This window comes from Winogradskyella bathintestinalis (assembly GCF_030407435.1).
Taxonomy (GTDB): domain Bacteria; phylum Bacteroidota; class Bacteroidia; order Flavobacteriales; family Flavobacteriaceae; genus Winogradskyella; species Winogradskyella bathintestinalis.
In genome coordinates, this window is record NZ_JASDDK010000004.1 from 121126 (window position 1) to 136704 (window position 15579).

At 34.2% G+C, this 15579-nt stretch carries 14 protein-coding genes; 10 read left to right on the forward strand and 4 right to left on the reverse strand.

The window, feature by feature from the left end; all coding sequences use genetic code 11:
• Window positions 1-37 precede the first annotated feature (37 nt).
• The 9 genes from QMA06_RS11845 (at window position 38) to QMA06_RS11885 (ending at window position 11476) form a co-directional block, all read left to right on the forward strand.
• The gene (locus QMA06_RS11845) at window positions 38-490 is read left to right on the forward strand and encodes a Fur family transcriptional regulator (protein ID WP_178989181.1); all 453 of its coding nucleotides are present in this window, start codon (window positions 38-40) and stop codon (window positions 488-490) included.
• Between the two features lie 12 nt (window positions 491-502).
• Entirely contained in the window at window positions 503-1783 is a 1281-nt protein-coding gene (locus QMA06_RS11850) for an adenylosuccinate synthase (RefSeq protein WP_290207072.1), read from the forward strand.
• Window positions 1784-1869: 86 nt separating this feature from the next.
• Complete coding sequence (locus QMA06_RS11855) at window positions 1870-3681, forward strand: OstA-like protein (protein WP_290207073.1); 1812 nt, start codon at window positions 1870-1872, stop codon at window positions 3679-3681.
• Window positions 3682-4857 carry an aspartate aminotransferase family protein gene (locus tag QMA06_RS11860; RefSeq protein ID WP_290207074.1) on the forward strand — a complete coding sequence of 392 codons (1176 nt, stop codon included), beginning with the start codon at window positions 3682-3684 and terminating at the stop codon, window positions 4855-4857.
• Between the two features lie 161 nt (window positions 4858-5018).
• Window positions 5019-6428 carry a tetratricopeptide repeat protein gene (locus QMA06_RS11865; RefSeq protein ID WP_290207075.1) on the forward strand — a complete coding sequence of 470 codons (1410 nt, stop codon included), beginning with the start codon at window positions 5019-5021 and terminating at the stop codon, window positions 6426-6428.
• 75 nt (window positions 6429-6503) lie between these two features.
• A complete protein-coding gene (locus tag QMA06_RS11870; RefSeq protein WP_290207076.1) occupies window positions 6504-7472 on the forward strand; it encodes a DUF368 domain-containing protein in 969 nt (322 codons plus the stop codon).
• Complete coding sequence (locus tag QMA06_RS11875) at window positions 7472-8491, forward strand: DUF368 domain-containing protein (protein WP_290207077.1); 1020 nt, start codon at window positions 7472-7474, stop codon at window positions 8489-8491. Before QMA06_RS11870 ends, QMA06_RS11875 begins: the two co-directional genes overlap by 1 nt.
• Complete coding sequence (locus QMA06_RS11880; protein WP_290207078.1) at window positions 8460-9233, forward strand: shikimate dehydrogenase family protein; 774 nt, start codon at window positions 8460-8462, stop codon at window positions 9231-9233. Before QMA06_RS11875 ends, QMA06_RS11880 begins: the two co-directional genes overlap by 32 nt.
• Before the next feature lie 131 nt (window positions 9234-9364).
• Window positions 9365-11476 carry a DUF349 domain-containing protein gene (locus tag QMA06_RS11885; protein ID WP_290207079.1) on the forward strand — a complete coding sequence of 704 codons (2112 nt, stop codon included), beginning with the start codon at window positions 9365-9367 and terminating at the stop codon, window positions 11474-11476.
• Between the two features lie 390 nt (window positions 11477-11866).
• On the opposite strand, the gene mazG is transcribed toward QMA06_RS11885, so the two are convergent.
• The 4 genes from mazG to ruvX form a co-directional block, all read right to left on the reverse strand.
• Window positions 11867-12640 (reverse strand): nucleoside triphosphate pyrophosphohydrolase, encoded by a 774-nt coding sequence (gene mazG / locus QMA06_RS11890; RefSeq protein ID WP_290207080.1) that lies wholly within the window; start codon window positions 12638-12640, stop codon window positions 11867-11869.
• A gap of 2 nt (window positions 12641-12642) precedes the next feature.
• Complete coding sequence (locus QMA06_RS11895) at window positions 12643-13083, reverse strand: DUF5606 family protein (RefSeq protein ID WP_290207081.1); 441 nt, start codon at window positions 13081-13083, stop codon at window positions 12643-12645.
• A gap of 10 nt (window positions 13084-13093) precedes the next feature.
• The gene (gene def, locus QMA06_RS11900) at window positions 13094-13684 is read right to left on the reverse strand and encodes a peptide deformylase (RefSeq protein WP_290207082.1); all 591 of its coding nucleotides are present in this window, start codon (window positions 13682-13684) and stop codon (window positions 13094-13096) included.
• Window positions 13685-13939: 255 nt separating this feature from the next.
• The gene (gene ruvX, locus QMA06_RS11905; protein ID WP_290207083.1) at window positions 13940-14353 is read right to left on the reverse strand and encodes a Holliday junction resolvase RuvX; all 414 of its coding nucleotides are present in this window, start codon (window positions 14351-14353) and stop codon (window positions 13940-13942) included.
• A 348-nt stretch (window positions 14354-14701) separates the two neighbouring features.
• Between ruvX and QMA06_RS11910 the strand changes: the two genes are divergently transcribed.
• Window positions 14702-15517 (forward strand): 2,3,4,5-tetrahydropyridine-2,6-dicarboxylate N-succinyltransferase, encoded by an 816-nt coding sequence (locus QMA06_RS11910; protein WP_290207084.1) that lies wholly within the window; start codon window positions 14702-14704, stop codon window positions 15515-15517.
• Window positions 15518-15579 lie beyond the last annotated feature (62 nt).

The window sequence follows — 15579 nt, forward strand, 5'->3', positions numbered from 1 at the left end:
ATATCCTATAAAAATTGTTTAAATTTGCTCCTTAATTATGAATGCAACCACAGAAGAAAGTAATCAGGAAATTGTAAAGCGTGTTTTTACACAATTCCTCGAAGATAAAGGCCACAGGAAAACCCCTGAACGATACGCTATACTTCAAGAAATTTATGATAGTGAAGAACATTTTGATATTGAATCTTTATATATCAAAATGAAAAATAAAAACTATCGCGTAAGTAGAGCTACACTTTATAACACTATAGAATTACTCTTAGAATGTGCTTTAGTACGCAAACACCAATTTGGTCAAAGCCAGGCACATTACGAAAAATCGTATTTCGATAAAAACCACGATCATGTTATTCTTACAGACACCGGAGAGGTTATAGAGTTTTGTGATCCTCGCATTCAATCCATCAAAAAAACCATTGAAGAGGTTTTTGACATTCAGATAACTAATCATTCACTATATTTTTACGGTAATCGTAAAAAAGACGACTAACTCAATTTTAAAATGGCAGTAGATTTACTACTTGGATTACAATGGGGAGATGAAGGCAAAGGAAAAATTGTCGATGTATTTACCTCTAACTACGATATTATTGCACGTTTTCAAGGAGGTCCAAATGCAGGACACACCTTGGTTTTCAACGGCAAAAAACATGTTTTACATACCATTCCTTCAGGAATTTTTCACGAAGGTAAAGTGAATCTGGTAGGTAATGGAGTGGTTATAGATCCTGTGATTTTCAAAAAAGAACTCGATAAATTAGAAGCGCAAAATGTAGATTATAAGAAATCCCTTTGCATTTCTAGAAAAGCACATATTATTTTACCAACACATCGTTTATTAGATGCTGCGAGTGAAGCTTCAAAAGGAAAAGCAAAAATAGGTTCTACTTTAAAAGGTATTGGTCCAACTTATATGGACAAAACTGGTAGAAATGGTATTAGAGTTGGTGATATCGAATTAGCAGATTGGAAAGACAAATACAGAGCTTTAGCAGATAAGCACGAAGCGATGATTGCTTTCTATAACGTAGATATTCAATACGATTTAAAAGAACTAGAAACCGATTTCTTTAACGCTATAGAAACTTTAAAAAGTTTAAAATTTATTGATTCGGAAGAATATGTGCACCAAGCACAACAATCTGGAAAATCTATTTTAGCAGAAGGAGCACAAGGTTCTTTGTTAGATATCGATTTTGGTACGTATCCATTTGTAACATCTTCAAATACAACCGCTGCCGGAGCTTGTACTGGTTTAGGGGTCGCTCCCAACCAAATTGGTGAGGTTTTCGGAATTTTTAAAGCATACACTACGCGTGTTGGTTCGGGCCCATTTCCAACAGAATTATTTGATAAAGACGGGGAAACCATGGCTAAAGTCGGAAACGAATTTGGTGCTACCACTGGTCGAGCTAGACGTTGTGGTTGGTTAGATTTAGTGGCGTTGCGCTATGCATGTCAAGTCAATGGTGTCACACAATTAATCATGATGAAAGGAGATGTACTTTCTGGATTTAAAACTCTAAAAGTTTGTACAGCATACAATTATAAGGGCGAAACCATTACACATTTGCCTTATAATATAGAAGAAGAAAACGTAACCCCTATTTACACGGAGTTAAATGGTTGGGCGGCAGATTTAACAGGCATGACCGAAGCATCACAGCTACCAGACAATCTAAATGCGTATGTTGAGTTCTTAGAGGATGAATTAAATATTCCTATAACAATTGTTTCTGTAGGTCCTGATAGAAAACAGACCATTGTGCGAAAAACCGTTTAATTTTTAACGTTTTTATTCTGTTAAAAAATACGTTAACATATTATAAAGCAAATTTAATAAGTGTTATTTTGTAAAAAACATATGTTTTGAAACGTTTTAAGCAGTTACTATTTTTTTTATGTTTTTCTATTGCAGCTCTCAGTTATGCACAAGAAAAACAAACCATAACCGTCAAATATTCTGGTAATACCTCCACGGATCCAGATATTAAAGAAGGTGCTTTGGTGTTTCTTAGAGATAAGTCTAAGCAAGTTCATTTTGTACATAAAGGAGCTGATCTTTTTTGTGATAAAGCAATTTATTATGAAGATCAAGATTTTATAGAAGCGTTTAGCAATGTAAACATGAAGCAAGGAGACACCATTAATATGGTTGCTAAATATTTAGAATATAGTGGCAAAACGCAATTGGCAATTGCTCGAGGAGATGTAGTTTTAACCGAACCGCAATCCACATTAAAAACTGATACGTTATATTTTGATCGGATAAAGCAACAAACTTATTACAATTCTCAAGGAACGGTTGTTAGAGATTCTTCGGGCACCATTACGAGTCAAATTGGGCGTTATTATATGAACGCCAGTAAATACCAATTTGTACAAGATGTTGTACTTGTTAATCCCGATTATACTTTAAACACAAATCGTCTCGATTTCTTTACCGAGAATGGACATGCTTATCTTTTTGGCCCATCTACCATAACCGGTGAAACGAGTAAAATTTATTCTGAACGTGGTTTTTATGACACTAATAATAACGTAGGCCATTTTCAGCGGAATGCTAAAATCGATTACGAAAATCGAACAGTTGAAGGCGATAGTCTATACTTTGATCGTAACAAAAATTTTGCTTCTGCAACCAACCATATTACCGTTACCGACACTTTAAATAATAGCATTGTTAAGGGGCATTATGCTGAAGTATGGCGCGCCAAAGATTCTATGTATATCACCAAACGCGCCTTAGCGATTACGGTTCAAGAAAATGATTCCGTTTATATGCATGCAGATACGTTGATGGTTACAGGAAAACCAGAACATCGTATAACACGCGCTTACAATAATGCCAGGTTGTATAAAAGTGATTTAGCTGGTAAATCTGATTCTATTCATGTAGATCATAAGGAAGGTTTAACACAAATGATTAACCTGAGTAGATTTAGTTCAGATGATGCATTTGCCATAAAACGAAAACCAGTGCTTTGGAATATCGGCAATCAAATGACGGGAGATACTATTCATTTAATTTCCAACGTTAAAACTGAGCAACTCGATTCCTTAAAAGTTTTTGAAAATGCCTTTTTAGTTAGCAAGGACACCTTGAGCGAAGATGGCTACAATCAAATAAAAGGTCAACGGTTAATCGGCTTATTTAGAGATAATGAAATTTACAACGTAGATGTCATTAAAAATGCTGAAACTATTCGATATTTACGAAATGATAACAATGAATTGATTGGTATTCAAAAATCAAAATCTGGAAGTATCAGCGTTAAGATAATTGAACAAGTCGTGGATGAAGTAAGATTTATCAATCAAATTGATGGTAATATTTTTCCTGAAGAAGAATTCCCAAATAGTGCGAAACGATTTAGAGGTTTTGATTGGCGAGGCGAAGAACGGCCATTGTCTGTAGAAGATTTGTTTAAAGACGATCCACCTTTAGACTTACCAATAATTAAAGGTTTAGAAGATTACGTTCCGCCGGAAGAATTTATAGACGATGCCATTACAGAACGTGTTGAGGAAGCTGGAAAGGCAGCGCCTAATCAACCAAATAAAGCAGCTCGTAATCTACCTAAGAAATCAATTGTTGCGCCGTTGAATTCTCCATTAAAAAAAACAGACTCTTTACAGGTTAAAAATTTAAAACAGAGAACTAAAAATAAAGGTCAATAATTGAAACCCGACTTTTTTAAATACCAAGCACAGACCACACCGCATCCTTTAGCAATGGAAATTAGCCACGCTAAAGGTTCGTATATTTTCGACACCAACGGTAAAGCTTATCTCGATTTCGTGGCAGGAGTTTCGGCTTGCAGTTTAGGTCATGCACATCCAAAAGTTATCAACGCCGTAAAGGAACAGCTAGACAAATATCTACATGTCATGGTTTATGGAGAATATATTCAAAAACCGCCTGTAGAGTTATCAAAATTGATCGCTCAACATTTACCGAAACCATTGGAATCTACTTATTTGGTAAATTCCGGAACAGAAGCTATTGAAGGAAGCTTAAAATTAGCAAGGCGCTTTACTGGACGTTCAGAAATCATTGCCGCAAAAAATGCTTATCATGGAAATACTTTAGGCTCGTTAAGCTTAATGGATTATGACGAACGCAAACAACCATTTTTGCCATTGCTTCCAGATATAAAACATATTGCATTTAATTCTGAAAACGATTTACAACAAATTACACAAAACACTGCCGCTGTAATTTTAGAAACCATTCAGGGAGGTGCTGGTTTTATTGAACCTACCAACAACTATTTAACTAAAGTACAAAAGCGATGTAATGAGGTTGGAGCGGTTTTTATTCTTGATGAAATTCAACCAGGTATCGGCAGAACCGGAAAATTATTTGGGTTTGAACATTATAATTGTCTCCCAGATATCGTAGTTACGGGCAAAGGTTTAGGAGGAGGTTTACCAATAGGAGCATTTACAGCTTCTAAAGATATGATGGCCACTTTAAGCGACAATCCAAAATTAGGACATATTACAACCTTTGGTGGAAATCCCGTTATTGCAGCAGCAGCACTGGCAACTTTAAAGGAAATTACGGAGTCTAGACTTATGGCTGAAACATTAGAAAAGGAACAATTAATTCGGCAACACCTTCAGCATAAGCACATCAAGGAAATAAGAGGTCGCGGATTGATGCTAGCTGCTTTTTTTGACAATACCGAGATTACAAATCAAGTAATTATGAAAGCACAAAACCAAGGATTAATCCTATTTTGGTTACTTTTTGAACCTAAAGCCATCCGTATTACTCCTCCCTTAACTATTTCGAACGCTGAAATAATTGAAGGATGTAGCATTATAACTTCCATACTCGACAAAATATAGACCTAAAAATATCGTATAAAAACGCTATACACCAAGCACTTAAACCGTTTTAGTTAAACAACAATTATAATGTTAACTATTTTGTTAAAAACATTAGTCTAAAAATCCGTGTAGCGTAAAGTATAACTGTATTTTTATTCTTGTGAATTATTAATCCTAATATGCAATACAGTCACGAAGACGAAAATTTCCCTCTTACTCGATTTGAATCGATGTTAAAGACCAATGATATATTGTTTTTTGACTCGAGCGAATTTGAAAATATCATTCATCACTATCTAGAAAACGGAAAAATTGCGCTATCAAAACGTGCGATAAAGTTGGGTTTAGAGCAGCATCCAACTTCGATTAATTTAAGATTGTTTCAAGTTGAAATATTAGTTATTGAAAATAAATTTTCGGAAGCCGATGACCTTCTCGATAGTCTTCATAATTTAGAACCTACAAACGAAGAAATTTTTATTCAAAAAGCAAATGTATTGTCTAAACAAGACGAACATCAAAAAGCTATTGACACCCTACTTATTGCTATAGACATGTCTAATTCGCCAGAAGATGATGCCGATTTGTATGCATTAATCGGTATGGAGTATTTATTTCTAGACAAGTTTGATAATGCCATTATTTATTTCAAAAAGTGTTTAGAAAGTGATACTACCGATTATTCCGCACTTCATAACATCGTATATTGCTACGATTTTTTAGACAAAAATAATGAGGCTATAGACTATCTAAATACATTTCTAAATAGTAATCCTTATTGTGAGGTGGCATGGCATCAATTAGGCCGACAATACTTTGCTATAAAAGAATATGCCAAAGCGAATGCAGCATTCGATTTTGCAATCATTTCAGATGATACTTTTGTTGGTGCATATATAGAAAAAGGCAAGGTTTTAGAAAAGCTAAAAAAGCATGAAGAAGCCATTGAAAACTATAAAATTACGCTCGCATTAGACGACCCAACTTCCTTTGCGCTTTTAAGAATGGGTCATTGCTATTCTAAACTCGGACAAGATGATTTGGCGATTCAATTTTTCAAAAAAACAATTGATGAAGATCCGTTATTAGACCGCGGATGGATAGCTATTTGTAAATTTTATATGAAGCGTCTCAACTATCAAAAAGCACTATATTATGTTAATAAAGCAGTTACTATTGATGGTGATAATGTGGTCTATTGGAAATTATACGCCACTATAAATAAACGTTTAAAATTTCTTGAAGAAGCTGAAAGAGGGTACAAACGCGCATTAGAGTTAGGCAATTACGAATTGGATACTTGGCTGGATAGATCAGATATTTTAACCGCGTTAGGAGAATATGAAGCTGCCATTTTTAATCTTCTGCAAACCACCGAGTTCTATCCAGAAAACGCTGAAATTGAATACCGTTTAGCAGGACTTTATTTTACGGTTCACCAATCTGAAGAAGGTCGTTTTCATCTAAAGAATGCCACCTGTATTAATATTGATTATAGTTTTATCATTTCAGAATTATTTCCACAACTCACCGATAGACCATTGGTTAGAGCAATAATTTCAGACGCTAAAAAAACCTCAAACGGATAGGCCAGTTCTATCTACAAATTAGCTTAGAACTCTTTTAAAAATATCATACCTTAGCGATTCTTATTTTTTTTGAAAATGCAAAGACGATTTTTAGACTACATAGTTATATTATTCAAAGGTGTTGCTATGGGAGCAGCAGATGTGGTTCCTGGCGTTTCAGGAGGAACTATAGCCTTCATATCCGGAATTTATCAAGAACTTATTGAAAGTATTGACAAAGTAAATTTAGGCGTGTTTAAGGTTTGGAAACAAGAAGGTTTTAAACAAGCATGGAACTCTATTAATGGCAATTTTTTACTGGCTCTGTTTTCTGGAATTGCGATTAGTATTTTGTCGTTAGCAAAATTGATTAAATGGTTATTGCACCATGAACCTATTTTGTTGTGGTCTTTCTTTTTTGGGCTTGTCTTGGCCAGTATTCTTTATATCGCTAAGCAAATTAAAGGTTGGTCTGCAAAATTGGTGATCGCTATTATTATCACATCAATCTTATCATTCTACATTACCCTTGCTGAGCCTTTTGCCTCGCCAGATAGTCCGTTTTATTTATTATTCTGTGGTTTTATTGCCATAATAGCCATGATATTACCGGGTGTTTCTGGTGCGTTTATCCTATTAATTTTAGGCGCCTATCAAACAGCTATTGATACCATAAATAATTTAAGAGATGGTTTACTTACGGGGAATATGGAACTCTTTAAAGATGCTTTTTTTAAATTCGTTCTACTTGCAATTGGTGCGGTGGTTGGCTTAAAGGTGTTTTCTAAAGCTTTAAATTGGATGTTCAAACATCATAAAAACCTCACCTTGGCTATTTTAACTGGTTTTATGATAGGATCATTAAACAAAATTTGGCCATGGAAAGAAGTATTAAAAACACGTATTAATTCTGAAGGTGAAGTCGTTACTTTATTGGATAAAAGTATTCTGCCTTCATCATTCGCTGGAGACAATGAACTTTTAATGGCTTTGGTATTTATTGTCATTGGTTTTGCGGTTATTCTTATACTAGAAAGTTTAGGTAAAGAAAAAAACAAGGTGTAATGCAGAGCACCAGAACCCTTATCGATCGCATCTTTTTGGTCATTAAAGGTTTAGCTATGGGAGCAGCCAATAAAGTCCCGGGTGTTTCTGGTGGCGTAGTTGCATTTGTAGCAGGATTTTATGAAGAATTCATTTATTCCTTACAGCGCGTTAACAAAACAGCTTTTAAGTTACTGTTTAATGGACGAATTCGAAGCTTCTATCGTTATATTAACGGTAAATTTTTAAGCCTACTATTCTTGGGTATGATGGTGAGTTATTTCAGTGTTTCTAAAATATTGGATTACCTCATTGTACATTATGAACTTTATGTATGGAGTACATTCTTTGGTATGATACTCGGTTCGATTTTTTATATCAGTAGAGATTTTAAAGAATGGGAGAAATCTACCGTAATAGCTTTAACACTTGGTACAATAATAGGAATTAGTATTAGTTTCCTAGATCCTGCTACAGAAAATGACCATCTTCTTTTCGTTTTCTTTTGTGGTATTATCAGTGTTTCTGGTATGACATTACCAGGATTTTCAGGCTCATTTATTCTTATACTTTTGGGTAATTATGTCCTGCTACTAGTAGATTCCGTTAATGCGCTTTACGATACAATGTTCGATGTATTTAGCGGTAATTTTAGTTTCATCCGTAATGAAGCCCGCATGCGACTTTTAAAAGTGTTAGCTGTATTTACAATAGGTTCAGTTACTGGTTTGGTGACATTCTCTCATATGCTAACATATATTCTAAAACATTACAAAAATATTACATTAGCTACCATAATGGGTTTTATTATTGGTTCATTAGGAGTGGTTTGGCCCTGGAAAGAAACCATTTATAAAACAAATGATCAAGGTTCAATGATTTTAGATTCTACTGGAAAACAAATCATTGCTAATTACAAAAGATTTTTACCCGATTTCGACACCCAAACTTACATAGCAATTGTTTATATTGCCTTTGGAATCCTCATAGTTTTAGGATTAGAATGGTATGGACAACGCACAAGACAGATTAAAACTTAAATTCGGACTCGTAGGACGAGATATTTCTTATTCCTTTTCTAGGGGTTATTTTGCAGAGAAATTTGATAATGAAAATTTACCCTATTCTTATGTGAATTTTGATTTACAATCTATCGATAAGCTCAAAGAAATAATTGAAAACACCTCGAACTTAAAAGGTCTTAATGTCACTATTCCTTACAAGGAAAAAGTAATACCATTGCTTGATAAATTAAATAAGGAAGCTGAAGAAATTGGTGCTGTTAATACTATTAGATTTACAAAAAACAAACAAATAGTAGGCTATAATACTGATTTTTACGGGTTTAAAAACTCATTAGAACCGCATTTGAAATCGCATCATACCAAAGCTTTAATTCTTGGAACAGGTGGAGCATCCAAAGCCATTGCCTACGCGCTAAAAAAATTAGACATCCAATATAATTTTGTTTCACGTTCCCTTAAAAAAGGTGTTTCATTTACATATTCAGATTTAACAGAACAACTTATTTCCGATTATACTATACTTATAAATTGTACACCTATTGGCACATTTCCGAATATTGAAGTATGCCCTGACATCCCTTATGGTGGCATAACAAATAAGCATATTTTATACGATCTTATTTATAATCCTGAGCAAACTAAATTTCTCAATTATGGATATAAAAAAGGCGCCATCACCATTAACGGTTTAGAAATGCTAAAGTTACAAGCCCAAAAATCTTGGGAAATATGGTTTAATGATGAATTGAATGTCTAATTTTCCATTAAAATTCGATTCCATGTGGATCTAAAACATAAATATATAGGAAATAGAAATGAATTTATCTGATTATTCTTAAAGTTGATTAGGTATTCATATCTTTAACCACCTATAAAAATAATTGACTTATGTCTGAGAATGATAACCTGCAAGATGCAGATGGAAAAAAAGAAGTAGAATCGATAGAAACCACTCCAACACCAAAAACAACCGAAAACGTTGAAATTGTATCTGATTCTGAACCTTCAGAAAAAACTGAGGAGCATCCCGAAAAAATCACGGGCAAAACTGAAGTAGTTGCAGACACTAAAAGTGCAACAAACCAAGCGTCTGAAGAAGTTTCAAACACTGCTGCAAAGGTAGAAACTGAAAACAACGACTCAGATGCTAATACGGTTACTGAAGCTGAGGCTGAAATCTCCGCTGCAACTCAAACTCCAAAAGACGATCTTGTTGATGAAATAGAAGCTTCCAACGCTGAGGATGCTGAAGACGAATCGAATGCGGAACGGCATGAGGTAGAGGAAAAAGACTACCATGCTATGTCTATGCAAGAATTGGCGACGGAATTAAATCGTTTATTAAAACATCACAAAATTCAGACTATTTCTAAAAATGTCAATGAGATTAAATCTGAATTCAATGCAAAATTCAGTGAACTTCTCGACGAAAAAAAGGAAGAATTTGTTGAAGAAGGTGGTAATGAAATTGATTTTTATTATACCAATGACACCAAAAAATTGTTCAATGCTCTCTACAAAGACTATAAACAATCTATAGGTGCTTATTATAAGGAACGTGAACAAAATCTAAAATCGAATCTTGATAACAGATTACAAATTATCGAAGATATTAAAGGATTGCTTAGTGTAGAAGAAAATATGGGCACTACGTATAAAACCTTTAAAGAACTTCAAGATAAATGGCGGAATGCCGGCCCGATTCCGAGAGACAAATATAATAATGCGTGGAATACATATCATCACCATGTAGAACGGTTTTACGACTTTTTACATCTCAATAATGATTTGAGAGACATGGATTTTAAGCATAACTATGATCAAAAATTAAAAATTATAGAGCGTGCGGAAGAACTAGCACAAGATGAAAACACCAACCGTTCATTTAGAGAGTTACAGGTTCTACACAAATTGTGGAAAGAAGAACTGGGCCCTGTTGGTAAGGAACACAGAGAAGCTATTTGGGAACGATTTAGTAACGCTACCAAGGCCATTCACGATAAGCGCCAAGCTTATTATGCGGATATGGATAAAGCTCACGAAAAAAATCTTGAACGCAAAGAGGAGATTATTGCTAAAATTGTGAATATTGCAAATGACCAAGCCAACTCTCACAGTGCATGGCAGAAAAAAATAAAAGAGATTGAAGCTTTAAGAGATGCTTTTTTCAAAGCCGGAAAAGTACCTATTAAAGTTAATGAAGCCACTTGGACAAAGTTTAAGGAGGCTGTAAGAACGTTTAATCGCGGTAAAAATAAATTCTACAAAGAGTTAAAGAAAGATCAATACGATAATCTTAAAAAGAAAAAGGAATTAATACAGATTGCGGAGGACCATAAGGATAGTGAAGACTTTAAAAAAGTCACACCTATGATGAAGAAAATCCAAAATGATTGGAAAAAAATCGGTCATGTACCAAGACGTGATAGCGATAAAATCTGGAAACAGTTTAAAAAAGCCTGCAATCACTATTTTGACAGAATGCATGCCGAACGAAAAGCACAAGATCGACATCTTTATGATGCTTTCGATAAAAAAGTAAAACTTCTTGAGGCATTAAAAACCTTGGAACTTTCAGACGATCCTAAAGCCAATATCGAAACCTTAAAATCAAGAATTTCTGAGTGGAAAGAGATAGGACATGTTCCACAAAACAAACGCTATATCGATGGCAAATTCTATAAAGCAATAGATGATGCGTTTGACAAACTGAAGATGGACAAATCTAAATTAGAGATGATTAAGTTTGACAGCAAACTTGAAAATCTCGCCAATCCTGATGATACAAGATTGCTTGATAATGAATATAACTTTATTAAAAAACGCATGAGTGAGATTAAATCTGACATTAATCAATTAGAAAATAATCTTCAGTTTTTCTCTAATGTAAAATCAGATAATCCGTTGGTAAAAGACGTTCATAAAAACATTGCCAACCACAAGAAAGAATTAGATACCTGGAAGAAAAAGTTGTCTAAGGTTCGTGGAATGTACAGTTAATATATGCGTGTGACACACATAATTTAAAACCATTAACTTCTAAAATTTCAAAACCCATCTGTCTAAACAGATGGGTTTTGCCCTAACTAAACTAAATTAACCTTAATTATAACCGCTTAAAATAATAATTAAGATCTCCTACTAAGATTATAAAAGCGCGTTTGCTTTTATATACAGTATTTACGCACAGAAATTTGTTTTGGATGTTTTAAGATGCAATTTTTTAAAAAATATTTAAAATTTATGCTTAAATAAGTTACATCACTTACAAAATTGAACTTAAATAACTGGCTGTGAGCTATATAACTTAGATATTAAATTTTGAACTAAAACAGAAAAATAGTACAGAATAAGTCAATCCTGTATTTAGATTTTTACTTTCGCAGGAATTCATAACAACTTCGCCTCTTCCCAAAACACATCCATTTCTGTAAGTGTCATGTCTTTTAGAGGTTTGTCTAATTCTTTAGCTTTTCCTTCAAGATATTGAAAGCGTTTTATGAATTTCTTATTGGTTCGCTCTAAAGCGTTTTCAGGATTTACTTTCAGGAAACGTGCGTAGTTTATCATTGAGAATAGCACATCACCAAACTCGCTTTCAATGGCATCTTGGTCACCGTTGGCGATTTCAACTTTTAATTCAGCTAACTCCTCCTCTACTTTTTCAAAAACTTGTTCAGGCTTTTCCCAATCAAAACCAACACCAGCCACTTTATCTTGAATGCGGCTCGCCTTTACCATCGATGGTAAGCTTTTCGGCACACCTTCAAGTACACTTTTTTTACCTTCCTTTAGTTTGAGCTGTTCCCAATTGCGCTTAACGTCTTCTTCATTTTCAACTTTTACATCACCGTAAATATGTGGATGACGAGCTATCAGTTTATCACAAATACTATGACAAACATCCGCAATATCGAAGTCATTTGTTTCGCTTCCAATTTTAGAATAGAACACAATATGAAGCAAAACATCACCCAATTCCTTTTTGATCTCTTCCAAATCATTATCGAGAATGGCATCACCAAGCTCGTAGACTTCCTCGATAGTAAGGTGACGAAGTGATTCCATCGTCTGTTTTTTATCCCATGGACATTGCTCACGCAATTCGTCCATGATTGTTAACAAACGTTCAAAGGCTTTTAATTGGGCGGTTTTATTGGACATTTTTATTCTTCTTCAGAAGTCCCTTTAGAAGTTTCATTGTCTTCCTTTGCTTCTTCAAGTGCCCCTAATAAATCATTTTTTTGAAGCAAATTGTACCATTGTACGACTTTCTTAATATCTGAGGGATATACACGATCTTCATCATAATCTGGCAACACTTCAAAGAAAAACTCTTCTAACGTATCTTTACCATCTTTATGACTTATGGACGTTAATTCCCCACCTTCTTTCTCCTTTATTTTTTTCAGCACCTCTCTTAATGGTACTTCTTCAGTCAGGGTGTAAATAGCAATTTCACTAAGAATACTAATATTACTATGCGCACCAACTGTGATACGCTTGTTATCGATTAACGATTGCACAATGGCACCTGTTCTGGTCTGTGTAACAATTTTGTATAGTCCTGGTTTTCCGGAAATGGATAAAATTTTGTCTAAGCTCATAAATATTTTTTTAACGTTTTTTGCTCATTAGAGGAAAACGCATTCTGTAATCAATTTTAATTTTACCTTTTGAAATGTTAGTTAATCGCCCTTTAATTAAACGTTTTTTAAATGATGACAATTTATCTGTAAACAACACACCCTCAATATGATCATATTCATGCTGAATAACTCTGGCAATTAAACCATCATATTCGTCAACATGAGTCTCAAAATTTTCATCTTGATATTGAATTTTAATTTTTGGCTGTCTAAAAACATCCTCTCTAACATCTGGAATACTTAAACAACCTTCATTAAAAGCCCATTCATCACCCGCTTCTTCTAGAATTTCAGCATTAATAAATGTTTTTTTAAAATTTTGAAGCTGTTTTCGTTCTGTTTCAGAAAGGGCTTCATCTTCAGCAAATGGACTTGTATCTACCATAAACATCCGAATCGCTAAACCGATCTGAGGTGCCGCTAAACCAACACCGTACGCACCATACATGGTTTCGTACATATTGTTTATAAGTTCATCTAGTTTAGGATAATCTTTATCAATGGCTTTTGCTTTTCTCTTTAAAACAGCATCACCATAAGCAACGATTGGTAAAATCATAATTCGTTTATTTTCGGGTGCAAAAGTACCAATTTTCAAAAATAAAAATCCAAATTCTAAGCACAAATTTATTATTTAGTTGGCAGGCGTAGTGTTCAGAATTCAGTTCTAGAAATTTAAATTTGTCATAATAGAAGAAAGGGTGGTTTTCTTAAGTGTTAAAAAATGAAACTAAGTACATTAGTTGAACGTCTATTACTTTAAAGAATTCTCGTCCTTTTTTCTACGTCCTACTCTAGTGCCTCAGATGCACACCTAACGTGCACTAGATAGATAACTCTGTAAAATAAGGGTTGCACTTATTTCATCTATTAGTGCTTTGTTTTGTCTTTGCTTCTTTTTTAAACCACTATCTATCATGGTTTGAAATGCCATTTTAGACGTAAAACGTTCATCTATTCGTTCTACTGTTATTTCAGGAATAGTTTTCGATAACTTCACCAAAAATTTTTGAATATACACTTCACTTTCCGAAGCGGTATTATTCATTTGTTTTGGTAAGCCAACCACTATTTTTTCAACGTTTTCTTTAGTTACATAACTTTTTAAAAACTGCAGTAATTCTTTGGTATCTACGGTTGTTAAACCAGATGCAATAATTTGCATTTCGTCAGTAACGGCTATTCCTGTTCGTTTTGTTCCGTAATCAATGGCTAGTATTCTTCCCATAAATGCAAAGATACTGTAATAAAAAAAAACGCCTCTTAAATAGAAGCGTTTTTAGGTAATCAATCTTAACTAACCTAAAAATGATTTAATGTACGTCTATAAATCACTCAACCAATCTTATTTAAAAGTCACTTGTTTTAAACCGCCTATTTATTAAATGTTCTAATACAAACATTGAAAAATTATACCATGTCATCGTTCCAATAGTCTATAGAACGCAATAGCTTCCACTTATTAATTAGACGCCTATTATTAGAATGGGTCACATTTATATCAAATAAATTTTAAAATATTTTTTGATGGTTATTTATGGACTTATCTTTGAAATTAATTTACACTTATTTTAATATGAAACAACTACAATCTGTAATAGAAAATGCTTGGGAGGACCGTTCTCTTTTAACTAATAAAGTAACCATTGATGCCATTAAGGCCGTTGTGGATTTGATTGATGCTGGCACCTTGCGCGTAGCTGAACCAACAGACGATGGATGGCAAGTAAATGAATGGGTAAAAAAAGCAGTTGTTTTATACTTCCCAATTCAGAAAATGGAAACTTTTGAAGTGGGTATTTTTGAATATCACGATAAAATTCCTTTGAAAACCGGTTATGCATCAAAAGGGATCCGAGTTGTTCCCCATGCTGTGGCAAGACATGGAGCCTTTATTTCGTCTGGCACTATTCTGATGCCTAGTTATGTAAATATCGGGGCTTATGTAGATGAAGGCACTATGGTAGATACATGGGCAACGGTTGGTAGCTGTGCGCAGATTGGTAAAAATGTTCACCTATCTGGTGGAGTTGGTATAGGCGGTGTATTAGAACCTTTACAAGCTGCTCCCGTAATTATAGAAGATGGTGCCTTTATTGGTTCTAGATGTATTGTGGTTGAAGGTGTACGTGTAGAAAAAGAAGCTGTTTTAGGAGCCAATGTAGTCTTAACCATGAGTACAAAGATCATTGATGTTACCGGTGACGAACCTGTGGAAACTAAAGGTGTAGTGCCTGCGCGTTCCGTGGTCATTCCTGGAAGTTACACTAAAAAATTTGCTGCTGGCGAATTTCAAGTGCCTTGTGCTTTGATTATTGGTAGACGTAAGGAAAGTACGAATAAGAAGACCTCATTAAATGATGCGCTTAGGGAGTATGATGTGGCGGTATAATTTTAGAAATGCCAACCCAGAATGTTATAATTTAAATAATGTTCATTTCGTTAAATTAATCA

Coding starts and splice junctions, on each gene's coding strand:
- QMA06_RS11870 (WP_290207076.1), top strand. CDS start 6,504: ATGCAAAGACGATTTTTAGACTACATAGTTATATTATTCAAAGGTGTT.
- QMA06_RS11880 (WP_290207078.1), top strand. CDS start 8,460: ATGGACAACGCACAAGACAGATTAAAACTTAAATTCGGACTCGTAGGA.
- QMA06_RS11885 (WP_290207079.1), top strand. CDS start 9,365: ATGTCTGAGAATGATAACCTGCAAGATGCAGATGGAAAAAAAGAAGTA.
- QMA06_RS11865 (WP_290207075.1), top strand. CDS start 5,019: ATGCAATACAGTCACGAAGACGAAAATTTCCCTCTTACTCGATTTGAA.
- QMA06_RS11895 (WP_290207081.1), bottom strand. CDS start 13,083: ATGAGCTTAGACAAAATTTTATCCATTTCCGGAAAACCAGGACTATAC.
- QMA06_RS11910 (WP_290207084.1), top strand. CDS start 14,702: ATGAAACAACTACAATCTGTAATAGAAAATGCTTGGGAGGACCGTTCT.
- QMA06_RS11875 (WP_290207077.1), top strand. CDS start 7,472: ATGCAGAGCACCAGAACCCTTATCGATCGCATCTTTTTGGTCATTAAA.
- def (WP_290207082.1), bottom strand. CDS start 13,684: ATGATTTTACCAATCGTTGCTTATGGTGATGCTGTTTTAAAGAGAAAA.
- mazG (WP_290207080.1), bottom strand. CDS start 12,640: ATGTCCAATAAAACCGCCCAATTAAAAGCCTTTGAACGTTTGTTAACA.
- QMA06_RS11850 (WP_290207072.1), top strand. CDS start 503: ATGGCAGTAGATTTACTACTTGGATTACAATGGGGAGATGAAGGCAAA.
- ruvX (WP_290207083.1), bottom strand. CDS start 14,353: ATGGGAAGAATACTAGCCATTGATTACGGAACAAAACGAACAGGAATA.
- QMA06_RS11845 (WP_178989181.1), top strand. CDS start 38: ATGAATGCAACCACAGAAGAAAGTAATCAGGAAATTGTAAAGCGTGTT.